This is a genomic window from Microbacterium pygmaeum (assembly GCF_900100885.1).
GTDB lineage: Bacteria > Actinomycetota > Actinomycetes > Actinomycetales > Microbacteriaceae > Microbacterium > Microbacterium pygmaeum.
The window spans coordinates 2,703,338-2,726,779 of sequence record NZ_LT629692.1; the positions used below are offsets into that span (position 1 = coordinate 2,703,338).

Sequence of the window (23,442 nt, forward strand, 5' to 3'; positions counted from 1 at the left end):
ATCAACCCGGAGTACACACGGATGAGACGCGCCAAAATCGTTGCCACGCTGGGCCCCGCAACTTCCTCCTACGAGATGGTCCGCGCGATCATCGATGCGGGTGTCGATGTCGCCCGCATGAACCTCAGCCACGGCGATTACAGCGTGCACGAGGCCAATTTCGCGAATGTGCGCAAGGCAGCCGACGACGCCGGTCGTCCCGTGGCCGTCCTGGTCGACCTCCAGGGTCCGAAGATCCGGCTGGGCAAGTTCGCCGACGGACCGCACGAGCTCGCGGTCGACGACATCTTCAAGATCACCACCGATGACATCCAGGGCACGAAGGAGATCGTCTCCACGACGTTCAAGGGGCTGCCCGCGGACGTGAACCCCGGCGACTACCTCCTGATCGACGACGGCAAGGTCCGCGTGCAGGTCACCGAGGTCTCCGGCAACGTCGTCACCACGAAGGTCATCGTGGCCGGCGCCGTCTCCAACAACAAGGGCATCAACCTCCCCGGCGTGGCCGTGAACGTCCCTGCCCTGTCCGAGAAGGACGAGGCCGACCTCCGCTGGGGCCTGCAGATCGGCGCAGACATCATCGCGCTCTCGTTCGTGCGCAGCGCGAAGGACGTGCAGCGCGTGCACGTGATCATGGCCGAGGAAGGCCGCCGCGTCCCGGTCATCGCGAAGATCGAGAAGCCGCAGGCGGTCGAGAATCTCGAGGAGATCATCGACGCGTTCGACGGCATCATGGTCGCGCGCGGCGACCTCGGCGTCGAACTGCCGCTGGAGGCCGTGCCGATCGTCCAGAAGCGCGCCGTCGAGCTGTGCCGCCGCATGGCAAAGCCGGTCATCGTCGCCACGCAGATGCTCGAGTCCATGATCGAGAACCCCGTTCCGACCCGCGCCGAGACCAGCGACGTCGCCAACGCCGTCCTCGACGGGGCGGACGCGGTGATGCTCTCGGGCGAGACGAGCGTCGGAAAGTACCCGGTCGTCGTCGTGGAGACCATGGCCCGCATCGTCGATTCGACCGAGGAGCACGGCCTGGAGCGCATCCAGCCGCTGACCACCAAACCCCGCACGCAGGGTGGCGCGATCACCCTCGCCGCGCTCGAGGTCGCGGAGTTCGTCGACGCGAAGTTCCTCTGCATCTTCACCGAGTCCGGTGACACCGCGCGCCGCATGTCCCGACTGCGTCCGCGCATCCCCATGATCGGCTTCACGCCCGAGCCGGCGATCCGCCGCCGGATGGCGCTGACCTGGGGAGTGCAGTCCACGCTCGTCGAGCACGTCGCCCACACGGACCGCATGTTCATCCAGGTCGACGACTTCTTCCTCGCGAACGATCTGGCCAAGGTCGGCGACAAGGTCGTGGTCATCTCCGGGTCCCCTCCTGGGATCATCGGATCCACCAATGACATCCGCATCCACAAGATCGGCGACGCGGTGCACGGCAAGGCACCGATCTACCAGTCGCGCGAGTAGGTTGAGCCCTATGGGCTTCGCCGACTTCTTCTGGTTCCTGCTGTGGATCTTCTCCTTCACGGCGTACATCTTCGTCGTGGTGCTGATCATCAGCGACCTGTTCCGCGACCATCAGCTGAGCGGCTGGCTGAAGGCCGTGTGGGTGATCTTCCTGGTCTTCGTGCCGTTCCTGACGGCGATCGTCTACGTGATCGCCCGTCATAAGGGAATGGCCGAGCGTGCCTCCTCCCGCCGGGGCATCGTCGCCGAGGCCGACGACTACCACCCCGCCGCGTCGGCCAGCCCCTCCGAGGACATCGCCCGCGCCAAGGAGCTGTTGGATGCCGGGACCATCAGCCAGGGGGAGTTCGACGCGCTCAAGAGCAAGGCGCTCGGAAACCAGTACTTCGGCGCGTAGACGAGCGAGCCGGCGACATGAGGAAGGGCCGCCCCTGGCGGGACGGCCCTTCGCAGGTGCCGGTGGTGGGACTCGAACCCACACGCCCTTTCGGACAAAGCATTTTGAGTGCTCCGCGTCTGCCATTCCGCCACACCGGCCCGGCACGTCCGCGAACGACCATACCGCAGGATCAAGCGGTCCTCCTGCGACCGCGCGGCTATCCACCGATCCGGCCGACTGCGGGCGAAGCGCCGGCGATCCCGTAGGATTCAAGGGTGACTGAGCAAGAGCAGGCGGCCGGTGTCCCGGCGACAACACCCCGACGCGTGGTCGTCGCCGAGGACGAGTCGCTGATCCGACTCGACATCGTCGAGATCCTGCGCGACAACGGCTTCGATGTCGTCGGCGAGGCGGGTGACGGTGAGACCGCTGTCCAGTTGGCGACCGATCTCCGCCCCGACCTGGTCATCATGGACGTCAAGATGCCCCAGCTCGACGGCATCTCCGCGGCCGAGAAGCTGAGCAAGAACCACATCGCCCCGGTCGTCCTGCTCACCGCATTCAGCCAGAAGGAGCTCGTGGAGCGCGCGAGCGAGGCGGGCGCGCTCGCGTACGTCGTCAAGCCCTTCACCCCGAACGACCTGCTGCCGGCGATCGAGATCGCCCTCGCGCGCTACGAGCAGATCATCACGCTCGAGGCCGAGGTCGCCGACATGGTCGAGCGATTCGAGACCCGCAAGCTCGTCGATCGGGCCAAGGGCCTGCTCAACGAGAAGATGGGGCTCAGCGAGCCCGAAGCCTTCCGCTGGATCCAGAAGGCATCGATGGACCGTCGCCTCACGATGCAGGACGTCGCCAAGGCGATCATCGAGCAGCTGGCGCCCAAGAAGTCCTGACACGGTCCGACCCGCGTCCCTCGCGTCACGACGCGGCGGGGACATCCTTGATCATGTTGGTGATCCGGATGGTGGAGAGCCGTCTGCCCTGATCGTCGGATACCGCGATCTCGTGCACGGTCATGCTGCGACCGAGGTGCACCGGAGTGCACACACCGGTGACGATCCCGGATGTGGCCGACCGGGTGTGGGTGGCATTGATGTCGACGCCGACCGCGAGGCGCCCAGGGCCCGCATGCAGGTTCGCGGCCATCGATCCGAGCGACTCGCCGAGGACGACGTACGCGCCGCCGTGCATCAGACCCACCGGCTGTGTGTTCCCCTCCACCGGAAGAGTGGCGACGCAGCGTTGCACCGAGAATTCGAGGAACTGCATCCCCATCTTCTCGGCGAGGGCGCCCATTCCACGAGCGCTGGCCCAGTCCAATCCGTTGATCTCGGCGGGGGAGGACGCGCTCATCGGACTCGCTCTCGGCTGTCGGAAGGCCTGACTAAAGTGGCAGGGTGACGGACTCCGCAAAGCCTACCCTCCTCGTCGTCGACGGCCATTCGCTCGCGTACCGTGCGTTCTTCGCCCTCCCCGTCGACAACTTCTCCACGAAGGACGGGCAGCACACGAACGGCATCTACGGGTTCCTCTCGATGCTCATCAACCTCATCAAGGCCGAGAAGCCGACGCACCTCGCCGTCGCGTTCGACACCTCCCGCCAGTCATTCCGCACCCGCGAGTACACCGAGTACAAGGCGAATCGGTCCGAGTCACCCTCCGAGTTCAAGGGCCAGATCCCGCTCCTGCAGGACTGCCTCGCCGCCATGAGCATCCAGGTCCTGCAGAAGGAGGACTTCGAGGCCGACGACATCCTCGCGACCCTTGCCACCCAGGGGGCCGAGCAGGGGTTCGACGTCCTGGTCTGCTCGGGCGACCGCGACACGATCCAGCTCGTGAACGAGGACATCACACTGCTGTATCCGAATGTGCAGGGCGTCTCCCAGCTGAAGCGCTACGACCGCCAGGCGGTGATCGACCGCTACGGGGTGCCGCCGGAGCAGTACCCCGACATCGCCGCGCTCGTCGGCGAGACCAGCGACAACCTGCCCGGGGTGCCGAAGGTCGGCGAGAAGACCGCGGTGAAGTGGATCACGCAGTTCGGATCCCTGGACGCTCTGCTGGAGAACGCCGACAAGGTGACCGGCGTCGTCGGCAACAACCTGCGGGAGCACCTCGACGACGTGCGGCGCAACCGGACCCTGAACCGGCTGCTGCGCGACGTGGAGCTGCCCCTGACGATCGACGATCTGGAGGTCCAGCCGATGGACGCCCAGGGCGTCCGCGACATCTTCTCGCGCCTCGAGTTCAAGACCCTCATCCCGCGTGTGGCGGAACTGGCCGGCATCGAGCAGCAGATGGCGGCCGTCGCCTCCGCCGCCGCCGTCGACGCGCCCGTCGCCGCCGAACTCGCGCCCGCCGACCTGGCGTCGTGGCTGGAGAGGTCGTCCGGTGAAGTCGGGGTGACCATCACGATCGAGGGCGGTCTGCCTCGTCGGATCGGACTGGCCACTGCGGCCGCGGCTGTGGAATCGGACTGGAGCGCGGAGACCGCAGCATCCATCCAGCCATGGCTGTCCGGCGATGCGCCCAAGATCTTCAGCGATGCCAAGCCCCAGCTCAAAGCCCTTGCACGCGCGGGGGCGACGGTCGGCGGTCTCGCGTTCGACACGATCGTCGCCGGATGGCTGCTGCGCCCGAGCTTTCCGGACAAGACGCTCGCCGACCTCGTCGACCGCTTCCTGGATGAGAAGCTGCCCGAGGCCGATCCGACCCAGCTCGTCCCGGAGACCGAGGGTGCGACTCCCGGCCAGCTCTCCTGGTACACGCTGCGGGTCACCGAGGCGCTCCGCGGCGAGATGGAGCCGGCCGTCTCCGCGGTCCTGCTCGACATTGAACTGCCCACGCTGGTCACCCTCGCCGAGATGGAGCTCGCGGGTGTCACGGTCTCGCACGCCAAGCTCTCGGCGTTCTCCGTCGAGCTGGCCGAGCGTGCCGACGGCATCGCGCAGGAGGCGTACGCGACGATCGGCCGTGAGGTCAACCTCGGATCCCCGAAGCAGCTGCAGGAGGTGCTGTTCGAGGAGCTGCAGCTTCCGAAGACCCGCAAGACCAAGACTGGATACTCCACGGATGCCGCGGTGCTGGCCGATCTGCAGGAGCAGGCGCCGCACCCGTTCCTGGACCAGCTGCTCCAGCATCGCGAGGCCACCAAGCTGCGGCAGATCATCGAATCCCTCGACACCGCGATCGACGCGGACGAGCGCGTGCACACCACCTACGTGCAGACCGGCAGCCAGACCGGCCGCCTCTCCAGCACCGATCCCAACCTGCAGAACATCCCGGTGCGCACGCAGGAGAGCCGTCGCATCCGCGCGGCCTTCGAGGTCGGGGCCGGTTACGACACGCTGCTGACGGCCGACTACTCGCAGATCGAGATGCGCATCATGGCGCACCTGTCCGAGGATCCGGGGCTGATCGAGGCGTTCAACTCGGGGGAGGACCTGCACCGCTTCGTCGGAGCGCGTGTGTTCGGCGTCGACCCCGCCGACGTCACCAACGCGATGCGCACGAAGGTGAAGGCGATGTCCTACGGCCTGGTCTACGGTCTTTCCGCGTTCGGCCTCTCCAAGCAGCTGCGGATCGAGCAGGCCGAGGCAAAGCAGCTGATGATGGAGTACTTCAACAGGTTCGGGGCGGTGCGCGACTACCTGCGGTCCTCCGTCGAGCAGGCGCGGATCGACGGATACACCGCGACGATCTTCGGACGGCGGCGCCCGTTCCCGGACCTCACGAGCCCGAATCGGGTGCTCCGCGAGAATGCGGAGCGCGCCGCGCTCAACGCGCCCATCCAGGGCAGCGCGGCCGACATCATGAAGATCGCGCTGTTCCGGATCCATCGCGAGTTCGCGGCCGAGCAGCTGCATTCGCGCGTGCTCATGCAGATCCACGACGAACTCGTCGTGGAGGTCGCCGACGGCGAATGGGACGCCGCCGAGCGCATCGTCCGGGAGCGGATGGGGGATGCCGCGGCGCTCTCCGTTCCGCTGGATGTCCAGATCGGCCGCGGCGGCGATTGGGACGAAGCAGCGCACTGAGCCGGGTGGCCGTCGCGGGCCGCGGTGCCTAGGCTCGAGGGCATGACAGAAGCAGCACGCACACCCACGCAGATCGACACGATCGCTGATGCCTGGGTCGACACCCTTGCCGAGAACCTGCCGACACTGGCGACCTACATCGGCCGATCCGAATTCAACGACAGGTTCGAGGACTTCTCACCCGAGGGCCGCGATCGGCTCATCGACGAAGCGCGCAGCACGCTGAGTGCGCTCGAGGCGGCCACCCCCGTCGACGACGTCGACGTCGTCACGCAGGAAGACCTCAGTCGCGAGCTGCGGCTCGAGCTGGATCTGCACGAGGCGCAGTGGCACCTTCGCGACCTGAACGTCATCGCCTCTCCCGCTCAGGAGATCCGCTCGGTCTTCGACCTCATGCCGACCGATACCGCCGAGGACTGGAGCGTCATCTCGACTCGCCTGAAGGCCGTCTCCGGCGCTGTGGACGGGTATATCGCGACACTGCGCGCGGGCGCGGACAAGGGTCTGCTCCCGGCCGACCGGCAGGTGCGCGAAGTCATCACCCAGATCGCTCGGTACACGAGTGACGGCGGCTTCTTCGCGACGTTCGCCGGCGATGCGGCGCCCGAGGAGGGTCAGCTGCCCGCATCGCTGGCACGCGATCTCGCCGACAACGCGAATGCCGCCCGAGTGGCCTATGACGAGCTCGCACAGTTCCTGGGTGCCGAGTTGGCACCGCTGGCCGGCGACAAGGACGCGGTCGGTCGCGAGCTGTACGCGCTGCAGTCACGCCGGTTCCTCGGGGCGACGATCGATCTCGACGAGACCTACGAGTGGGGCGTCGAAGAGCTCGCGCGCATGGTCGCCGAGCAGGAGTCGATCGCCGACCAGATCCGGCCCGGTGCGTCGGTCGAGGAGGCCATCGCGTTCTTGGAGGAGGATCCGTCGCGCAAGCTGCACGGCACGGATGCGCTCCAGCGCTGGATGCAGGAGACCAGCGACCGCGCCGTCGAGGAGCTCGGGCGATCCCACTTCGACATCCCCGAGCCCATCCGCCGCCTGCAGTGCATGATCGCACCGACGAAGGAAGGCGGCATCTACTACACCGGGCCGACCGATGACTTCTCGCGACCCGGCCGCATGTGGTGGTCGGTGCCCGAGGGCGTGACCGAGTTCGACACGTGGCGGGAGCTCACCACCGTCTACCACGAGGGCGTGCCGGGTCATCACCTGCAGATCGGTCAAGCCGTGTACAACCGTCGCGAGCTCAACTCGTGGCGCCGCCTCCTGGCGGGCACATCCGGCCACGCCGAGGGGTGGGCGCTCTACGCGGAGCGGCTGATGGAGCAGCTCGGCTACCTCGACGACCCGGCGGACCGGCTCGGGATGCTCGACGGTCAGCGCATGCGCGCCGCGCGCGTCGTGCTGGACATCGGCGTGCACCTGGAGAAGCCCCGGCCCGACGGACAGGGCACGTGGGACGCCGACTACGCGCTGGAGTTCATGCGGCGCAACGTCAACATGTCCGACGAATTCGTCCAGTTCGAGGTGAACCGCTACCTCGGCTGGCCCGGTCAAGCACCGGCGTACAAGGTCGGTCAGCGGATCTGGGAGCAGGTGCGCGACGACGTCAAAGCCGCCGAGGGCGAGGGCTTCGACATCAAGCGGTTCCACAAGCGGGCGCTGGACATGGGCGGAGTCGGCCTGGACACGCTGCGGACGGCGCTCACGCGCTGACCTCCGACGGCTCAGGTGTCATCGGGGAGGTTGCGCGACAGCAGTCGCGCAACCTCCCCGTCACTGGTCTCGCGCTCGTCGACGGAATGCCGGGCGGTCCTCCCGGGTTCATATGCATGTGAATGGAAAGGACTCGCGATGACCTCTGCGACCCACAACACCGTCGGCTTCGGTCTCGACACGTTCGGCGACATCACCCTCGACTCGGAGGGGCGCCGGCTCAGCGATGCGGAGACGATCCGCAACGTCGTCGATGAAGCAGTGCTGGCCGACGAGGTCGGACTCGCGTTCTTCGGGGTGGGGGAGCACCACCGGCCGGAATTCGCGATCTCGAGTCCCGAGATCGTCCTTGCCGCCGCTGCAGCGCGCACCACCGGCATCCATCTGGGGACTGCCGTCACCGTGCTGTCCTCCGACGACCCGGTCCGCGTCTACGAGCGCTTCGCGACGCTGGACGCGGTCTCGAACGGCCGGGCCGAGGTGATTCTCGTCCGCGGGTCATTCATCGAGTCGTTCCCGCTCTTCGGCTACGACCTGCGCGACTACGAGACCCTGTTCGAGGAGAAGCTCGACCTGTTCTCACAGCTGCTGCTCGAGAAGCCGGTCACCTGGAACGGCACGCTGCGGGCGCCGCTGGACGCCGCGGACGTGTATCCGAAGACCGCGAACGGGTTGCAGGCGTGGGTCGGCGTCGGTGGGACCCCGGAGTCCGTCGTCCGCGCGGCGAGGTACGGGTACGGGCTCATGCTCGCGATCATCGGCGGTCCGGCCGGACGATTCCGTCCGTTCGTCGACCTGTACCATCGGTCGCTGGATTCGTTCGGGCGCTCCGACCTCCCGGTGGGCGTCCACTCGCCGGGTCATATCGCCGACACGGACCAGCAGGCGTGGGAGGAGGCGTACGCAGGGTTCGAGACCATGAACAACACGATCGGCCGGGAGCGCGGGTGGCCGCCGTACTCGCGCATGCGGTTCCAGCACGACGTCGGACCGGAGGGCGCGATCTACGCCGGGTCGCCCGAGACCGTTGCCCGGAAGATCGCCGACACGGTGCGGACGCTGGGGGTCTCGCGCTTCGACATGAAGTTCTCGACAGGCACGCTCTCGCACGAGAAGATGATGCGCTCCATCGAGCTGTACGGCACGCAGGTGCAGCCGCTCGTGCGCGACATGCTCTCGTGAGCGACCGTACGATGACCCCATGACGGATGCCGCAACCCGCGCTTCATCGTTGGGCGCACGCCTCGACGACCTGCCGTTCACCCGCCGGCACCTGCGTGTCCTGACCGGCTCAGGCTTGGGCTGGGCGCTGGATGCCATGGACGTCGGGCTGATCTCGTTCGTGATCGCGGTCCTCGCCCAGCAGTGGAGTCTGGAGCCCGGGCAGACGGCTTGGATCGCATCCATCGGCTTCGTCGGGATGGCGATCGGGGCCAGCGTCGGCGGACTGCTCGCAGACCGATTCGGCCGCCGACAGGTGTTCGCCGTCACGCTGCTCGTCTACGGCGTCGCCACGGGTGCCAGCGCGCTGGTCGGCGGGCTCGCCGCGCTGCTGGTGCTCCGATTCCTCGTCGGACTCGGGCTCGGCGCCGAGCTGCCGGTCGCCTCGACCTACGTGAGCGAGTTCGCGCCGGCGCGGATGCGCGGTCGACTCATCGTGATCCTGGAGGCGTTCTGGGCGATCGGCTGGACTGCTGCCGCGCTGATCGGCTACCTCGTGATCCCGAGCTCCTCCGACGGCTGGCGGTGGGCGTTCGCGCTCGGGGCCATACCGGCCGCCTACGCCCTGATCGTGCGCTGGGGACTGCCGGAGTCCGCGCGCTGGCTGGCTCGCCGCGGGCGCAATGACGAGGCCGATGCGGTCGTACGATCGTTCGAGCGTGCGGCGGGGGTCGCCGAGCCTCCCGCCGCCGTGGCGACGACCGACGTGCCGCCGCCCGTCGCGATGAGCGTCCGTGATCGGCTGCGCGCCCTGTGGTCGGCGGAATTCCGGCTCCGGACGGCGTGTCTATGGCTGGTCTGGTTCTGCGTGAACTTCTCGTATTACGGCGCGTTCATCTGGATCCCGTCGATCCTCGTCTCGCAGGGGTACGACCTCGTCCGATCCTTCGGCTTCACGCTGATCATCACGCTCGCGCAGCTCCCGGGCTACGCGGCAGCAGCGTGGCTGATCGAGGTGTGGGGTCGGCGGGTGACCTTGTCGGTCTTCCTCGCCGGCTCAGCCGTCTCGGCCGTGCTCTTCGGCACCTCCACCGGCGAGACCATGGTGATCGCCACCGGCATGGCGCTGTCGTTCTTCAATCTCGGAGCGTGGGGCGCCCTCTACGCCGTCACGCCGGAGATGTACCCGACCTCGCTTCGCGCGACCGGATCGGGCTGGGCTGCCGGTGTCGGACGCATCGCATCCATCGTCGCGCCGCTGACCGTGCCCGTCCTGCTCGCCGCAGGCGGAGCACCGGTGCTGTTCATCGTCTTCGCCGCGTTCTTCGCCGTCGCTGCAGTCGCCGCCTGGGGGCTGGCAGACCGTCGCGGGCGGGCGTTGGACGATCGCTGAGGATCGTAGGGTGGGGGAGTGAGCACCGTCCGTTACGTCGCGATCGGCGATTCCTTCACCGAGGGGGTCGGCGACGAGCTTCCCGATGGCCACGTGCGCGGGTGGGCGGATCTGGTCGCGCAAGGCTGGTCGGACGCCTCGGGCGACAGGGTCGAGTACGCGAACCTCGCCATCCGCGGCAAGCTCGCCTGGCCCATCGTCGACGAGCAGCTCGAGAAGGCGCTCGCCCTCGGACCCACGCATCTGTCGTTCAACGGCGGCGGCAACGACATGATCCGGCCGCGCACGTCGATCTCGTCGGTGGTCGCAGCGTTCGACCGGGTGATCCAGCGCTGCGATGCCGAGGGCGTGCAGCTGATCCTGCTCTCCGGCGCGAACCCGTCGGCGCAGCTGCCGCTCAGTCGCCTCGTGCAACGGCGCGGCGATCTGCTCTCGGCGGCGGTGTCAGCGCGCATCGCCGATCGCCCCGACATCATCCGCGCCTTCAATTGGCCGGATCGCGAGCTGTCGACTCCCACCTACTGGGCTGAGGACCGGCTGCACATGAACTCGCGCGGCCATCACCGTGTCGCCGCCCGCGTCCTGACCGCGCTCGGGATGGAACCGCCCGCCGCCTGGTGGTCGCTCCCGCTCCTGCCGGAGGCCGCTCGCATGCGCGCGTCCACCTACTACCAGGAGCACCTCGGACCGTGGGTGAAGCGTCGACTGACGGGCACGTCCTCCGGAGACGGACGCGAGCCGAAGTTCGCGGAGTGGAGCGCGGTCGCCCCTCAGTCGACCGAGTAGACGAGCTCGGCGAACTGACCCGATTGCCGCACGTGCTCCAGGTGCAGGCGGTCCGATTCGATGCGACGCGGCAGCAGCGGCCGACCGGAGCCGAGGGTGACCGGGGCCACGGAGACCCGGATCTCATCCAGCAGCCCGGCGTCGGCGAACTGTCCGACCAGGTCGCCCCCGCCCACGACCCAGATGTCGCCCTCGCCGGCCGCCGCGCGGAGCTCGTCCCAGACAGCTGTCACCTCTCCGTCGCGGAATCGGATGTCGGCGCCCGGCACCTCCGGCAGCGTCCGCGAGCTCATCACAAAGCTCGCCTGGTCCGGATAGAACCATTTCTCGGGATGTTCGAGGAGCTTCTCGTGCTCGAGGATCCACTCGTACGTGGTCGAGCCCATGATGAGGGCCCCGACCCCCTCGAGGAACGCCGAGACGCCGGTTTCGGCGTCATCTGCGCCGGGGACGACGAACAGCCACGACAGCGAGTCATCGTCATCGGCGAGATAGCCGTCGAGCGTGGTCGCCGTCAGATAGATCAGACGTGTCATGCCGTCACGGTAGCCTCGACCTCCGACGCTGGCAGCGGGGGATGCGTGGACGGCGACTTCCGTGCGGTCATGGTGCTGCCCGACGGGAACCGGATCCACTGGGCGGGGGAGTACACGGAGGTCGACCCGACGCGCCGTCTGGCGATGACCCTCACCGACAACCCCGACGCGTATGCCGGATCGCCCGTCCTCTTCGACCTGGTCGAGACCACATCCGGGACCGAATCGACGATCAGCCAGGACCGCGCCGACTTCAGCGTGAGCCGCCGCATCCCGATCACGTTCCGCGGGGACGACGCGGCTGGTCCAGCCCGAGCCGGATCCGTGTGCGCTTGCGCTCGATCACGATGAACGTCCCGCCCACCAGCCACAGCGGGATCTGGGTGAGGAAGGCGAGCCGGAATGCCTCGAGACTGAACGTGTCCGGCGTTCCGGCGCCCTGCAGGTCCAGCGCGAGACCGATGAAGAAGATCGCGAGAAGCCCGGCGATGAACCCGCCCGCGTTCGTGATGCCGGTCGCCGTGCTGAGCCGGTGACTGGGGTTGTGGGTACGCGCGTGGTCGAAGGCGATCATCGACGCGGGCCCGCCGGTCGCGAGCGCGACCACGAGCACGATCAAGAGCCACAGGGGCGCCGGGCCCGGCCACGCGATGACGATCAGCCACGCGACCATCTGCACCGCCACCGTCGGGAGCACCAGCGCGCGCGAACGCAGATGGGGCAACCGCGATGACAGCATGCCGATGATGGGGCCGAGCACGATCCCGGAGAGGACGAGCAGCGTCGTGATCACCGCGGCCTCGGCCTGCGTGCGACCCTCTCCGGCCGTGAGGAAGGGGATGCCCCACAGCATGATGAACGCCGTGCCCGCGAACGGCGTCGTGAAATGCGACCAGAAGGCCAGCCGGGTGCCCGGATGCGACCACGCGGCCCGGATGCCGACGCGGTTGTCGACCGCCGAGGTGACGACGCGGATCGCACCCGTCTGCGTGTCGACGCTCACATCGGTCGTCCGCTCCGGCGGGTGATTGCGGATCACCGCGAAGACCAGCACGGCGAACAGCACGCCGAGCCCGGCGATGCTGCCGAAGGTGATCGACCACGTGGTCGCGTGCAGGAGTGCCGCCACCGGGATGATCGCGACGATCTGGCCGAGCTGGCCGAAGATCCCGGTGAACTGCACCATGACCGGCCCGCGCTGCGCGGGGAACCAGGTGGCGATCAGGCGCAGCACGCTCGGGAAGACCATCGCATCGCCCGCACCCAGAAGCATGCGGGCGGCGATTGCGACGCCCACATTGGGGGAGAAGGCGATCACCAGCTGACCGGCCGCCATCAGCACCATGCCGATCGTGATGATCGGCCGCGCACCGACGCGATCGAGCCAGACGCCGACGGGTATCTGCATGAACCCGTAGACGCCGAGCTGCAGCACGGCGAACATCGACAGCGTCGACGCGTCGACCTGGAACCGGTCGGCGGTGTCGACCCCGACGGCCGCGAGGGACGTCCGGTTCGTCACCGCGAGGACATAGGCGGCGACCCCGACCCCCCAGATGGTCCACGCACGCCACGGCGGTGAGTGCAGGACGGGAGCGGTCACGGGTATCCGGGTCGGCGGGCAGGGGTTCCCCCAGCCTAGCCGCGCTCCCGTGACGACTCAGACGTCCAGAATGCCGTCGCGCGCGGCGTCCACGGGCGGGAGCGCGATCGTCGCGAGGTCCTCGTGGAGATCCACCGACGCGTCCCCAAGAATCCCGCGGACCTCGCGATTGATCAGTGGGCGGATCCTCGCCATCAGTTCGTCATCGGGGACAGCCGAGGCGTCGGCAGCGTCGACCACGATCCGCGGCGGCAGCGGGCCAGGGGGCAGCGGAACGCTCGCGTACTCGTACGTGTACGACGTGCCGCCGAACCGCCGGACTGCGGCCGGCGGAGCCGTGTGCACCAGGAGCATCCGGCCCTCGTCATCCTCGAAGAGGAAGGCGATGCGACGCTCCACCCGGACGGCGCCCCGGGTGCCGTCCGGACGCAGGACGACGACGTCGTCCGGCGCCAGCCAGGCGGCACCGTCCCGCGGGTCGGGTGAACCGCCGGACGCATGCAGCCAGAGGCCGTGCGATGTGACGCCGGCGGGCAGCGTGTCCTCGATGTCGTCGAATCGGGTCACGGCCCCGTCCGCGGCGATGTGCAGCGCGGCGTTCCGCCCCGGTGCGATCTGCTCGTCCTGCGCCTCGCGTGGGCGGTAGAGCACCCAGGCGCCGGTCGGCGCTCGGAACACCGTCGTTCCGGGCTGGCGCAGACCCACGTCGAGGTCCGGCCAGGAGACCATCAGATCCGGGGAACCGGTCCGCTGCAGGACGGCGACCGGATGCCGGTCGCTGACCAGCATCCGCACCGCACCGGCTCGCACCTCATGCCAGAGCGGGTCGGGCGGGATCATCCGCCCAGTGTGTCAGACGCGCCTCCGGCGTCCTCCCGGTGGCGGATCCGCAGCTGGGCCATACGCCGCTCGCCACCCGGATCATCGGGTTCCGGTTGCGCGGCGTGTGCGGAGGGGCCGGGTCGCCACTGGTCACCCCACCGTCCCAGTGCCAGCAGGATCGGCACCGTCTGGATGCCCGCCTCCGTCAGGTGGAACCGTGCGCGCTGCCCGCGGACCACCGTGCCGCCGCGCGCGAGGAGACCGGCATCGAGCAGCCGTTTGAGCCGATCGGCGAGGATGTTCGAGGCGATGCCCTCGGCCGATCCCGTCAGCAGCGCACGGAAATGCCGGCGATCCGAGAGGGCGATGTCTCTGAGCACCAGCAGCGTCCATCGGTCGCCGAGCACATCGACGGCGGCGCTGATCGGATCTGGATCGATCGGCTCCACGATTCCTCCCTTGACACGTGCGACCCACTCACTATAGTGGTTGCAAACCGCAAGCACTATCGACGGAAGGATGCGCCGTGGGTCGGTTCGTGTACTCGATGAACGTCTCGCTCGATCTCATGATCGAGCAGGTTCCCGGCGACAACGGCGCAGGGGAGTGGATGCGCATCGGCGAGGAGCTGCACCGCGCGTTCAACGCTCAGGCGCTCGAGACGGCGGTGATCGTGCACGGGCGGATCTTCTACGAGATCATGGAGGAGTACTGGCCCCGCGCCGGGGATGACCGCTCGGCGCCGGACTTCATCCGCGAGTACGGCGAGATCTGGACGTCGAAGCCGAAGGTGCTCGTCTCGCGCACACGCACGAGCGCCGATCACAATACGCGCGTGATCGGCGGCGACGACGCGCTCGAGGAGCTGGCGGCGCTGCGCGCCGAGACGGACGGCGTGCTCGGCGTCGGGGGAGCGACGCTGGCGACACAGCTCCTGCGAGCCGGGCTGCTGGACGAGCTGCTCCTTGTCACGCACCCTGCCATCCTCGGCTTCGGCAGACCGCTTTTCGACGATCACGACCGACAGATCGACCTCGAGCTGCTCGAACAGCGCGCGTTCGAGCGCGGGGTCACCCTGCATCGCTACGCCATCCACGACGCGAAGGCGGCCTGAGGATGCTCACCCGGATCGCGCCGGGCGTGCGCGTGCACGAGAGCGAATGCATCCGCAGCAATGCGGTCATCGTCGACGGCGTGGCTGGTGCGCTGCTCATCGATGCAGGCATCACCCGAAGCGAGATGGCGGACATCGCTCGAACGCTGCACGATGAACGCACGTCGATCGTCATCGGCTTCTCCACGCACCCGGATTGGGACCACGTGCTCTGGCACACCGATCTCGGGAGCGCGCCCCGGTACGGCACCGCGCGGTGTGCGGCATCCATCCGAGCCGTCCTGGCACGTCCGGATTGGGAGGAGGAGGTGGCCGAGGGTCTGCCGCCGGAGTTCGCGGATGACATCCCGATGGACATGCTGGGGGAGATCACCGGGCTTCCCGACGACGCTGATCGGGTTCCGTGGGCCGGGCCGGCCGTGCGGATCATCGAGCATCGGGCGCACGCACCCGGACACGCGGCGCTCCTGATCGAGGATCGGCGGGTCCTCGTCGCCGGCGACATGCTCTCCGACGTCCTGGTGCCGATGCTCGACCCGCGGGGCGCGGACCCCATCGAGGACTATCTCGCCGCGCTGACGCTGTTGGACGGCATCGCCGAGCAGGTCGATGTCGTCGTGCCGGGTCACGGTTCGATCGGTCGCCTCGACGAGCTGCGCGAGCGGATCGACCGCGATCGCGCCTACGTCCTCACGCTGCGTGACGGCACGGACAGCGACGATCCGCGACTGAGCGCTCCTGAAGCGGGATGGGATTGGGTGCGTTTCATCGACGAAGGGCAGCGGGAGATGCTCGCAGCCCGCGCGCGATGACGACCCCCGGTCACCACTGCTGAGCTTCCCCCGGACGGTAGGTCCCGAAGGTCCACTCGTAACCCTCGAGATCGCGGACCCTGAAGCGGTAGTTGCCCCATTCGGTGTCTGCCGGTTCGAAGACGACGCCCGCGCCGGCCGCCACCGCCGAACGGAAGATCTCGTCGACCTGCGCCGGTGACGCCAAGGTGAGCACGAGACCGAAACCGACCGACTCGCCTCGCGGCTCCGGACGTGCGTATCCGGCGCGATCGGTGAACACCGTGGCACACGCGTCGCCGAGTCTGATCTCCGCATGCTGGATGCCGCCGAGATCGTCCGGCCATTCCGCGACGGTGACGACACCGAATGCGCGTTCCAGCCAGCGCAGCGCAGCGGACGCATCGCGGTACGGGATCTGGGCGTACAGGGTGGCGGGTGCGGGAACATCGGTCATGGTTCGCTCCTTGTGTCGATGGCTCTCAGGGGAGCGTAGGAGTGGATGCGGTCAGTTCGCGTCCTCGATTCGGATGGCCTACTCAAGAGTGATCTGACATAATGTGCATTATCGGCAAGAAGGCGACCGGTCACATGAGATCAAGGCATCCGCTCTGCCGCTGCGGCGACGACGACGACGACGAGAGCCGTATGACTCGTCGCGGGTGATGCCGTCGATAGGCTCGGAGGATGCTCGATGCGCTGACCGGCTTCGCGGTGGTCGGAATCGCCATCCTCGTCGGCTACATCCTGGGTCGTATCGACCTGCTGGGCGTCCACGCACGCCCGGTGCTCGCGCGCCTGACGTTCTTCGTGCTCTCTCCCTTCCTGCTGTTCGTCGTACTCAGCCAGGCTGACGTGCGAACCCTCTTCTCCGCTCTGCTGCCCGTTTCGGCGATCGCTGCGCTCACCGTGTTTCTGATCTATGCCGTGTTCGCACGCGTCGTGTGGCGCCGCTCGCTCGGGGAGACGACGATCGGCGCGCTCTCGGCGGGGCAGGTCAACTCGAACAACATCGGCATCCCGCTGTCCCTGTATCTGCTGGGCAGCGCCGCGTACCCTGCGCCCGTGATCCTGATGCAGCTGCTGATCTTCACCCCGATCTCGATGACGATCCTCGAGGCGGCGACGTCAGGGCAGACCTCGGTCTGGCGCTCGATCGGGCGGGCGATCTCCAACCCGATCGTGATCGGATCGGTGCTGGGAACCCTGGTGTCGGTCAGCGGATGGGAGCTGCCGCCGATCATCGCGGATCCGGCGCAGCTGATCGCAAACGCGTGCGTGCCCGTCATGCTCATCAGCTACGGCATCTCGCTGCACGGTCAGCGGGTCCTCGGGCCATCCGGCCGGCGCAGGGACATCCTGCTGGCTTCCGGACTGAAGCTGATCGTCATGCCCGTTCTGGCCTGGGTGCTGGCGCAGTTCGTCTTCGGGCTCTCCGCGCACGAGGTGCTCATCGTCGTGGTGCTGGCGGCACTGCCGACGGCGCAGAACGTCTTCAACTACTCGCAGCGCTACGGCATCGGTGAGACCGTCTCGCGCGACACGGTCTTCCTCACGACGCTCGGATGCGTTCCGATCCTGCTGCTGGCCACGATCCTGCTTGGGTGAAGGGACGTGCGAACGCAGAATCGGATGCCACGACACGGCCACTCCCCTCCCCTCGCACCCCGCCGTGGCGGGTCTACAATGTGAGCGCACCTCTCAGGTAACTCCCAGGAAGGGAACCCCTCATGTCTACCGAATACGCAGCGGCGGATAAATCCGCCGTCAACGGGATCCGCACGGCCCTCGGCATCGGCGGCGTGCTCGCCGTCATCGTCGGAATCCTCATCCTGGTCTGGCCCGGCAAGACGGCCATGGTCGTCACCGCCATCATCGCGATCTACGCGATCGCCGCCGGACTGGTCTACGCGGCCCTGGGCATCTTCTCCAAGACCAAGGGCGGCTGGTCGCGCGTCGGTCACATCGCGCTCGGCATCCTCTTCATCATCGCCGGCATCGTGGCGTTCTTGAACCTCGGTGCCACCACCGCATGGCTGGCCCTGTTCCTGGGGATCCTCGTGGGCATCATGTGGATCGTGGAAGGCATCGTGTCGCTGTCCACGCTCGGCTCGGCGGCCTCCAAGACCTGGACGGTCATCTTCGCGATCATCAGTATCATCGCCGGCATCGTGCTGCTGTTCTCCCCGATCTGGGGTGCCGCAGTGCTGTGGTGGCTGATCGGCATCGGCATCATCGTCCTGGGCATCATCCAGATCGTCCGGGCCTTCAGCTTCGGCAAGAACGACCTCTAGCCCGCCCACGCACGAAGGCGCCCCGAGGAATCGGGGCGCCTTCGCGCGTCCGCTCAGCGGACCGGCAGGTGTCGATCCCACCAGTCGAGCACCGCATCGAAGCGCTGCACTCGATGCCGTGGCTGGCCGGAGCGAGTCAGTTCGTGGTCCTCGCCCGGGAAGATCAGCAGCTCGGCCTCGGTCCCCTGCCGCTTGAGCGCCGAGTAGTAGCGCGTCGCCTGCTCGAGCGGGCATCGGAAATCGAGCTCCGAGTGGATCACGAAGGTCGGCGTCGTCACATCGCCGACGACCGCCAGCGGACTCTGGGCCGCCATCGCCGCCGGGTCGATCCCGACGTATTCATCGCCGAAGAACGAGCCGATGTCACTGGTGCCCTGGAACGAGATCGGGTCGAGGAAGCCGCGTTCCACGATCGCGCCGGCGAACCGGTGGTCGTGCGCGATCACCCACGCCGTCAGGTACCCGCCGTACGATCCGCCCATGATGCCCACGCGCTCGCCGTCCAACGCGGCGTCGGCCGCGATCGCGCCCTCCAGGAAGTCGATCACGTCGTGGAAGTCGACGGTGCCCATCGCGCCGCGGATGCTCCGGCCGTGTTCGCGACCGTATCCCGCTGAACCGCGCGGGTTCGCGTAGACCACGGCGTACCCCGCATCCACGAGCACCTGCGTCTCGTCGAACAGATGTATGCCGTAGCTGGCATACGGCCCCCCGTGGATCTGCAGGATAGCGGGGAACGGCCCATCGCCGGCAGGTCTGGCGACCCAGCCGTGCACGGGATAGCCGTCGCGCCCCGCGATCGTCAGCTCCCGCGCGGGAGCGATCCGGCCCACGTCCGATGCGAAGGCCGTCAGTGTGCGCGCTGTGCCGGACTCGACGACGGAGAACTCGCCGGCGGACGCCGCGGTGGCGATGGCCGCCACGACGATCCCGCCCGCGGCGGCGTGCCCGGTGACCTCCACATCGCCGCCGAGGACCTCCTCGACGCTGCCGGATCGGGAGACCCGCAACAGCCGGACGCGGCCGCGCGTGCGGTCCTGCACCAGGAAGTCCGTCTCGACCGGGGTGATGTGGCTGCCGACCTCGCCGAGGTCGATGGACTCCGGATCGGTGAGTCGGCGCGGCCGCTCAGCGCCCGGCTCCAGGATCCACAGCGCGGGATTGCCGGCGACGAAGTCCACGCCTCCCGCGCCGACGTCGCTGGCCAGCAGCGCGATCGTGCCGTCGTCCGCGACGGCCACCTCGACGATGGAAAGACCCGCCGACCGGCCGAGGACCTCGCGGGCACCGGAGCCGTCCGTGCGGAACCCGCGGAGGACGGAGCGCAGGTCGCGGCGATCGGACTCGATGTCCTCCGCGACGGCGAGCACCTCGTCACCGGCGAACTCGACGCCGAAGTGCGACGCGGTGCCGTCCGTCAGCGCGACCGCATCGGCATGCACGAGCCGCGGTGCCGGTGGGGTCTCACCGTCGGCCGGAACCGCCGCGGCCGGCTCGTAGAACGGCTCGGCATCCGTGGCGGGCACCGGGACGGTGAACAGCTGCGCGGGCCGGTCGCCGAGGTAGCCGAGTCCGTTGGAGTGCCAGCGGATGCCGGTGATGTGCCGCGGCGCCTCGGCTGCGGCGTCCAGCTTCTCGATGCTGCCGTACCGGCCGGGCTCGGGGATCCGGGCGGTGTAGGCAAGGGTGCGGCCGTCTGGTGACCACGCGAACTCCGACACGCCCAGCGGCGCGTCCGTGACCTGCACCGGCTCGCCGCCGCCGGCGGCGACGACGAACACCTGCGCCTTGCCCTTGGCGTCCTGGCGGAGGAAGGCGACCGTGGAACCCTCGGGATCCAGCCGGGGTGCGGCATCCGCCGCTCCTCGCGTCAGCCGCCGCGGCGTGCCGCCCGGCAGTTCGACCCGCCAGAGCTGCCCGACGTTGCGGTTTGCGATCAGGTCCGGCCGGGAGGTCGCGTAGACGGCGAAGGATCCGTCAGAGGCGATGACCGGCCGGCCGACCGAGACAAGCTTCTCGATGTCGCGAGGACCCATGCTCACTCCCCCGCGAAGGATCCGGTGTCGCCCACCAGGCGGGTGTTGTCGGCAGGAACGTCGTCCACGGCCGCGCGAGCGACCTCGGCTGCGAACTCGCCGACGTTGTAGAGCCTTCCCGCCTCTTCACGCCGCGAGGCGATGGCGCCCGGATTCGCGCGTTCGAGCAGGGTCGCGGTGATCGTCCCCTCGATCATGTCGCCGGAGACCACGACGAAGCCGATCCCCTGCTCCTCCAGTGACGGGATCAGCTCGCGCAGCGCGTCCTCCCCGGCGCGTTTGGAACGCGCGACCGGTTCGTACTCGGGCATCGTCGGGGTGGTCCGGATGAAGTGGGCCTGGTGGCTCGTGACGAACACGACACGACTGCCGGCGCCCAGGAGCGGAACGGCGGTCTGCAGCACGCTGACCTGCGCGTCGCGATTGAGCTGCAGCGCGTACTCCTCGCCCATCCCCGACTCCATGCCGCCGGAGGCGTTCAGCACGAGCACATCCAGCGAGCCGAACGTGCGCTCGACCTCGGAGAACATCGCCTGGACCGACTCGGGGTCGGTCAGATCGGCGCCCACCACCAGCACATCGACGCCGAGCCCGCGCAGCTCGGAGGCCAGCTTCTCGGCCCGCGGCGCTTTGTTGCGGAAGTTGATCACGACGTTCGCGCCGGCCTGGGCGAAGTATCGCACCGTGTCGGCGCCGATGCCGCGCGATGAGCCCGTCACCAGGGCGGTGCGGCCGCTCAGAGAGCCGGCGGGGAGCGGGGTGAGATGTTCGGTCACTGGGAACTCCTGGTGATGCGGGGGGCCTCCTGCGCGGGTCGCGAGGGCATCTCCCGACACTATCAATCGAGCGTCCGGGGGACCCTGCCGTCCGGATCCACCCGGTTGCCCGCGTGTTACGTTGGAAGGACAGGAGGCACACTGTGGAGCTCATCCAGACGATCGAACAATTCGCATGGATCGGATGGCTGGTGCTGATCCTGGTCTTCCTGGTGATCGAGATGCTCAGCCTCGATTTCACCTTCCTGATGCTCAGCATCGGCGGGCTCGCCGGCCTCGGGTCCGATCTGATCGGCGCGCCGATCTGGCTCCAGATCATCATCGCCGCCGCCGTCGCGGCCGTCCTCGTCCTGTTCCTGCGGCCGCCGCTGCTTGCGCGGCTCAGACGCGGCGAGGATCCTACCCCGACCAACGTCGCCGCCCTGATCGGCCTGAGCGGACGCGTGCTGTCCACCGTGTCTGCGCACGCCGGCGAGGTGAAGCTGTCCAACGGCGACACCTGGACCGCGCGCGGCGACGCGGCGGACGAGCTCGAACCCGGCACCGTCATCCGGGTGAGCCGCATCGACGGCGCCACCGCCTACGTCCGCCCCGCAGACCTGGAAGGTCCACGCGCATGACCCCCGAAAGCTTCATCCCCACCGCGATCGGGTGGCTGCTGGCCGCCGCCGTCTTCATCTTCGTGCTGGTCGTGATCATCCGGTCCATCCGCATCATCCCGCAGGCCACGGCGGGCGTCGTCGAGCGCCTCGGCCGCTATCACAAGACGCTGATGCCGGGCCTGAACCTGCTGGTGCCGTTCATCGACCGGGTCCGCCCGCTCATCGACATGCGCGAGCAGGTCGTGTCGTTCCCGCCGCAGCCGGTGATCACCGAGGACAACCTGGTCGTCTCGATCGACACCGTCATCTACTTCCAGGTCACCGACCCGCGGGCCGCCACGTACGAGATCCGCAACTACCTCGGCGCTGTGGAGCAACTGACCACGACGACTCTCCGAAACGTCGTCGGTGGTCTCAACCTCGAAGAGGCGCTGACCAGCCGCGACGAGATCAACGGCCAGCTGCGCATCGTCCTGGACGAGGCGACCGGCAAGTGGGGCATCCGCGTCGGGCGGGTCGAGCTGAAGGCCATCGATCCGCCGGTGAGCATCCAGGACTCCATGGAGAAGCAGATGAGGGCCGAGCGGGACCGCCGTGCCCTCATCCTGACGGCCGAGGGCACCAAGCAGTCCGCGATCCTCACCGCCGAGGGCGCTCGCCAGGCGGAGATCCTGCGTGCCGAGGGCGACAAAGCCGCGGCCGTGCTCCGCGCACAGGGTGAGGCCGAGGCCATCCAGACGGTCTTCAGTGCCATCCATCTCGGCAATCCCGATGACAAGCTGCTGGCGTACCAGTATCTGCAGACCCTCCCGAAGATCGCCGACAGCGCCTCGAGCAAGCTGTGGATCATCCCGAGCGAATTCACCGAGGCGCTGAAGGGCATGAGCACCGCGTTCGCGGGCAGTGTCGGCGATCTGGCGAACCGGACGACCGAACCCGAGGCTCCTGCGTCGCGGGTCGCCCATGCGCCTGTCCCGGTCGCTCCGGCGCAGACGCCGGCCGAGCCGCCCCAGGCGTGACGCATCCCTGGTTCGAGGGCACGCCGACGCCGCGGGTCCTCGCCCATCGTGGACTGGTGACGCCGCACGACGACGCGCACGGCATCGCAGAGAATTCCTTCGCCGCGGTGTCGGCTGCCCACGCGGCCGGCGCGGTGTACGTCGAATCGGACTGCCACCTCACTGCCGACGGCACGGTGGTGCTCTTCCACGATCCTGACCTGTCCCGCGTGACGGGTGACCGCCGTCTTGTGTCGGAGGTGGCCACGCGGGAGCTGGAGCTGCTCATGGCCGAGCGCGGGGGTCTGATCACCCTCGCGCAGGCACTGGACTCGTTTCCGGAGACCCGCTTCAACCTCGATGTGAAAGCCGCGGGAGCAGCTGACGATGTCGGCCGCCTGGTCGCTCCGCACGCGCACCGGGTGCTGGTGACCAGCTTCTCCGATGCCCGCCGGCGCGCCGCCCTCTCGGCGGCACTCGCTGCGGGGGCCGCCATCCGGCCCGCCACGTCGGCAGGAAGCGGCACCATCGGACGACTGCTCGGCGCCCTCGCAGTTCGCTCGGCGCCGCTCGTCCGGCGGGTGCTCGACGGGATCGATGCGCTGCAGGTACCCGAGCGGCAGGGCCGGCTGAGGGTCGTGACCCCTCGCCTGATCAGCGCCGCGCACCGCACCCGGGTCGAGGTGCATGTGTGGACCGTCAACGACCCCCCGGACATGGAGCGCCTCGTCGGCCTGGGCGTCGACGGCATCGTCACCGACCGCGCGGACGTTGCCCTCGGGGTGCTCGGCGGGCGCGCTCCCGGTTCGTGAACGCGCTTTGAGCGGTGGACAGCGCCGCTGAGCATCGTCTGTGAATGAGGCCGGACGGGCCGCCGTTCGGATGATCCGCACAGGTCCCAGCGCTATACCTGTACAGCGACGAG

24 protein-coding genes and 1 tRNA gene are annotated in these 23,442 nt (G+C 68.4%); 16 read left to right on the plus strand and 9 right to left on the minus strand.

Going from position 1 to position 23,442, the window contains the following annotated elements; all coding sequences use genetic code 11:
* Positions 1–21 precede the first annotated feature (21 nt).
* Both pyk and BLT19_RS12955 read left to right on the plus strand, forming a co-directional pair.
* The gene (pyk, locus tag BLT19_RS12950) at positions 22–1,470 is read left to right on the plus strand and encodes a pyruvate kinase (RefSeq protein WP_091490967.1); all 1,449 of its coding nucleotides are present in this window, start codon (positions 22–24) and stop codon (positions 1,468–1,470) included.
* Between the two features lie 10 nt (positions 1,471–1,480).
* Entirely contained in the window at positions 1,481–1,867 is a 387-nt protein-coding gene (locus BLT19_RS12955) for a PLDc N-terminal domain-containing protein (RefSeq protein WP_091490970.1), read from the plus strand.
* A gap of 57 nt (positions 1,868–1,924) precedes the next feature.
* Here BLT19_RS12955 and BLT19_RS12960 read toward each other — a convergent pair.
* Positions 1,925–2,007 (minus strand) — tRNA-Leu (locus BLT19_RS12960).
* A gap of 117 nt (positions 2,008–2,124) precedes the next feature.
* Here BLT19_RS12960 and BLT19_RS12965 point away from each other — a divergent pair.
* Positions 2,125–2,745, plus strand: coding sequence for an ANTAR domain-containing response regulator (locus BLT19_RS12965; protein ID WP_091490973.1), 621 nt, complete (start codon positions 2,125–2,127; stop codon positions 2,743–2,745).
* 25 nt (positions 2,746–2,770) lie between these two features.
* Here BLT19_RS12965 and BLT19_RS12970 read toward each other — a convergent pair whose 3' ends face one another.
* Entirely contained in the window at positions 2,771–3,205 is a 435-nt protein-coding gene (locus BLT19_RS12970; RefSeq protein ID WP_091490975.1) for a hotdog fold thioesterase, read from the minus strand.
* Between the two features lie 44 nt (positions 3,206–3,249).
* On the opposite strand from BLT19_RS12970, the gene polA reads away from it, so the two are divergent.
* The 5 genes from polA (at position 3,250) to BLT19_RS12995 (ending at position 10,945) form a co-directional block, all read left to right on the plus strand.
* The gene (polA, locus tag BLT19_RS12975; protein ID WP_091490978.1) at positions 3,250–5,889 is read left to right on the plus strand and encodes a DNA polymerase I; all 2,640 of its coding nucleotides are present in this window, start codon (positions 3,250–3,252) and stop codon (positions 5,887–5,889) included.
* A 42-nt stretch (positions 5,890–5,931) separates the two neighbouring features.
* Positions 5,932–7,605, plus strand: a complete 1,674-nt coding sequence (locus tag BLT19_RS12980) for a DUF885 domain-containing protein (protein ID WP_091490981.1) — start codon at positions 5,932–5,934, stop codon at positions 7,603–7,605.
* Between the two features lie 138 nt (positions 7,606–7,743).
* Positions 7,744–8,787 (plus strand): LLM class flavin-dependent oxidoreductase, encoded by a 1,044-nt coding sequence (locus BLT19_RS12985; RefSeq protein ID WP_091490984.1) that lies wholly within the window; start codon positions 7,744–7,746, stop codon positions 8,785–8,787.
* A 19-nt stretch (positions 8,788–8,806) separates the two neighbouring features.
* A complete protein-coding gene (locus tag BLT19_RS12990; RefSeq protein WP_091490986.1) occupies positions 8,807–10,159 on the plus strand; it encodes an MFS transporter in 1,353 nt (450 codons plus the stop codon).
* 18 nt (positions 10,160–10,177) lie between these two features.
* Positions 10,178–10,945 (plus strand): SGNH/GDSL hydrolase family protein, encoded by a 768-nt coding sequence (locus BLT19_RS12995; protein WP_091490989.1) that lies wholly within the window; start codon positions 10,178–10,180, stop codon positions 10,943–10,945.
* On the opposite strand, the gene BLT19_RS13000 is transcribed toward BLT19_RS12995, so the two are convergent.
* The gene (locus tag BLT19_RS13000) at positions 10,930–11,481 is read right to left on the minus strand and encodes a dihydrofolate reductase family protein (protein WP_091490991.1); all 552 of its coding nucleotides are present in this window, start codon (positions 11,479–11,481) and stop codon (positions 10,930–10,932) included. The two genes, BLT19_RS12995 and BLT19_RS13000, sit on opposite strands and share 16 nt — an antisense overlap.
* A gap of 45 nt (positions 11,482–11,526) precedes the next feature.
* Here BLT19_RS13000 and BLT19_RS13005 point away from each other — a divergent pair, with 45 nt between their 5' ends.
* Positions 11,527–11,832 carry an SRPBCC family protein gene (locus tag BLT19_RS13005; RefSeq protein ID WP_091490993.1) on the plus strand — a complete coding sequence of 102 codons (306 nt, stop codon included), beginning with the start codon at positions 11,527–11,529 and terminating at the stop codon, positions 11,830–11,832.
* Here the strand turns inward: BLT19_RS13005 and BLT19_RS13010 are convergent.
* Genes BLT19_RS13010 through BLT19_RS13020 form a run of 3 tightly spaced genes read right to left on the minus strand, consistent with a single transcriptional unit; the run spans position 11,759 to position 14,355 of the window.
* Complete coding sequence (locus BLT19_RS13010) at positions 11,759–13,084, minus strand: MFS transporter (protein WP_091490995.1); 1,326 nt, start codon at positions 13,082–13,084, stop codon at positions 11,759–11,761. The two genes, BLT19_RS13005 and BLT19_RS13010, sit on opposite strands and share 74 nt — an antisense overlap.
* 57 nt (positions 13,085–13,141) lie before the next feature.
* The gene (locus BLT19_RS13015; protein ID WP_091490996.1) at positions 13,142–13,924 is read right to left on the minus strand and encodes a hypothetical protein; all 783 of its coding nucleotides are present in this window, start codon (positions 13,922–13,924) and stop codon (positions 13,142–13,144) included.
* The gene (locus BLT19_RS13020) at positions 13,921–14,355 is read right to left on the minus strand and encodes a winged helix-turn-helix transcriptional regulator (protein ID WP_231917652.1); all 435 of its coding nucleotides are present in this window, start codon (positions 14,353–14,355) and stop codon (positions 13,921–13,923) included. Before BLT19_RS13020 ends, BLT19_RS13015 begins: the two co-directional genes overlap by 4 nt.
* Positions 14,356–14,432: 77 nt before the next feature.
* Between BLT19_RS13020 and BLT19_RS13025 the strand changes: the two genes are divergently transcribed.
* Both BLT19_RS13025 and BLT19_RS13030 read left to right on the plus strand, forming a co-directional pair.
* On the plus strand, positions 14,433–15,020 hold the full coding sequence (locus tag BLT19_RS13025; RefSeq protein WP_231917653.1) for a dihydrofolate reductase family protein: 588 nt from the start codon (positions 14,433–14,435) through the stop codon (positions 15,018–15,020).
* Positions 15,021–15,022: 2 nt separating this feature from the next.
* Positions 15,023–15,832, plus strand: a complete 810-nt coding sequence (locus BLT19_RS13030; protein ID WP_091490998.1) for an MBL fold metallo-hydrolase — start codon at positions 15,023–15,025, stop codon at positions 15,830–15,832.
* Between the two features lie 10 nt (positions 15,833–15,842).
* Here the strand turns inward: BLT19_RS13030 and BLT19_RS13035 are convergent, their stop codons facing one another.
* Positions 15,843–16,268 carry a VOC family protein gene (locus BLT19_RS13035; protein WP_091491000.1) on the minus strand — a complete coding sequence of 142 codons (426 nt, stop codon included), beginning with the start codon at positions 16,266–16,268 and terminating at the stop codon, positions 15,843–15,845.
* A gap of 230 nt (positions 16,269–16,498) precedes the next feature.
* Between BLT19_RS13035 and BLT19_RS13040 the strand changes: the two genes are divergently transcribed.
* Complete coding sequence (locus tag BLT19_RS13040) at positions 16,499–17,419, plus strand: AEC family transporter (RefSeq protein ID WP_091491002.1); 921 nt, start codon at positions 16,499–16,501, stop codon at positions 17,417–17,419.
* Positions 17,420–17,541: 122 nt separating this feature from the next.
* Entirely contained in the window at positions 17,542–18,105 is a 564-nt protein-coding gene (locus BLT19_RS13045; RefSeq protein ID WP_091491003.1) for an HdeD family acid-resistance protein, read from the plus strand.
* Positions 18,106–18,158: 53 nt separating this feature from the next.
* Here the strand turns inward: BLT19_RS13045 and BLT19_RS13050 are convergent, their stop codons facing one another.
* Entirely contained in the window at positions 18,159–20,141 is a 1,983-nt protein-coding gene (locus BLT19_RS13050; protein ID WP_091491005.1) for a S9 family peptidase, read from the minus strand.
* A gap of 2 nt (positions 20,142–20,143) precedes the next feature.
* On the minus strand, positions 20,144–20,917 hold the full coding sequence (locus tag BLT19_RS13055) for an SDR family oxidoreductase (RefSeq protein WP_091491007.1): 774 nt from the start codon (positions 20,915–20,917) through the stop codon (positions 20,144–20,146).
* A 143-nt stretch (positions 20,918–21,060) separates the two neighbouring features.
* Here BLT19_RS13055 and BLT19_RS13060 point away from each other — a divergent pair, with 143 nt between their 5' ends.
* Genes BLT19_RS13060 through BLT19_RS13070 form a run of 3 tightly spaced genes read left to right on the plus strand, consistent with a single transcriptional unit; the run spans position 21,061 to position 23,329 of the window.
* Positions 21,061–21,537, plus strand: a complete 477-nt coding sequence (locus BLT19_RS13060; protein WP_091491009.1) for an NfeD family protein — start codon at positions 21,061–21,063, stop codon at positions 21,535–21,537.
* The gene (locus BLT19_RS13065) at positions 21,534–22,538 is read left to right on the plus strand and encodes an SPFH domain-containing protein (protein WP_231917654.1); all 1,005 of its coding nucleotides are present in this window, start codon (positions 21,534–21,536) and stop codon (positions 22,536–22,538) included. Before BLT19_RS13060 ends, BLT19_RS13065 begins: the two co-directional genes overlap by 4 nt.
* Entirely contained in the window at positions 22,535–23,329 is a 795-nt protein-coding gene (locus BLT19_RS13070; RefSeq protein ID WP_091491010.1) for a glycerophosphodiester phosphodiesterase family protein, read from the plus strand. Before BLT19_RS13065 ends, BLT19_RS13070 begins: the two co-directional genes overlap by 4 nt.
* Positions 23,330–23,442: the final 113 nt, after the last annotated feature.

Excerpts from the sequence above, each read along its gene's own strand:
- pyk (WP_091490967.1), top strand. The coding sequence starts at position 22 with ATGAGACGCGCCAAAATCGTTGCCACGCTGGGCCCCGCAACTTCCTCC.
- BLT19_RS12955 (WP_091490970.1), top strand. The coding sequence starts at position 1,481 with ATGGGCTTCGCCGACTTCTTCTGGTTCCTGCTGTGGATCTTCTCCTTC.
- BLT19_RS12970 (WP_091490975.1), bottom strand. The coding sequence starts at position 3,205 with ATGAGCGCGTCCTCCCCCGCCGAGATCAACGGATTGGACTGGGCCAGC.
- BLT19_RS12980 (WP_091490981.1), top strand. The coding sequence starts at position 5,932 with ATGACAGAAGCAGCACGCACACCCACGCAGATCGACACGATCGCTGAT.
- BLT19_RS12985 (WP_091490984.1), top strand. The coding sequence starts at position 7,744 with ATGACCTCTGCGACCCACAACACCGTCGGCTTCGGTCTCGACACGTTC.
- BLT19_RS12990 (WP_091490986.1), top strand. The coding sequence starts at position 8,807 with ATGACGGATGCCGCAACCCGCGCTTCATCGTTGGGCGCACGCCTCGAC.
- BLT19_RS13000 (WP_091490991.1), bottom strand. The coding sequence starts at position 11,481 with ATGACACGTCTGATCTATCTGACGGCGACCACGCTCGACGGCTATCTC.
- BLT19_RS13015 (WP_091490996.1), bottom strand. The coding sequence starts at position 13,924 with ATGATCCCGCCCGACCCGCTCTGGCATGAGGTGCGAGCCGGTGCGGTG.
- BLT19_RS13030 (WP_091490998.1), top strand. The coding sequence starts at position 15,023 with ATGCTCACCCGGATCGCGCCGGGCGTGCGCGTGCACGAGAGCGAATGC.
- BLT19_RS13035 (WP_091491000.1), bottom strand. The coding sequence starts at position 16,268 with ATGACCGATGTTCCCGCACCCGCCACCCTGTACGCCCAGATCCCGTAC.
- BLT19_RS13040 (WP_091491002.1), top strand. The coding sequence starts at position 16,499 with ATGCTCGATGCGCTGACCGGCTTCGCGGTGGTCGGAATCGCCATCCTC.
- BLT19_RS13045 (WP_091491003.1), top strand. The coding sequence starts at position 17,542 with ATGTCTACCGAATACGCAGCGGCGGATAAATCCGCCGTCAACGGGATC.
- BLT19_RS13050 (WP_091491005.1), bottom strand. The coding sequence starts at position 20,141 with ATGGGTCCTCGCGACATCGAGAAGCTTGTCTCGGTCGGCCGGCCGGTC.
- BLT19_RS13065 (WP_231917654.1), top strand. The coding sequence starts at position 21,534 with ATGACCCCCGAAAGCTTCATCCCCACCGCGATCGGGTGGCTGCTGGCC.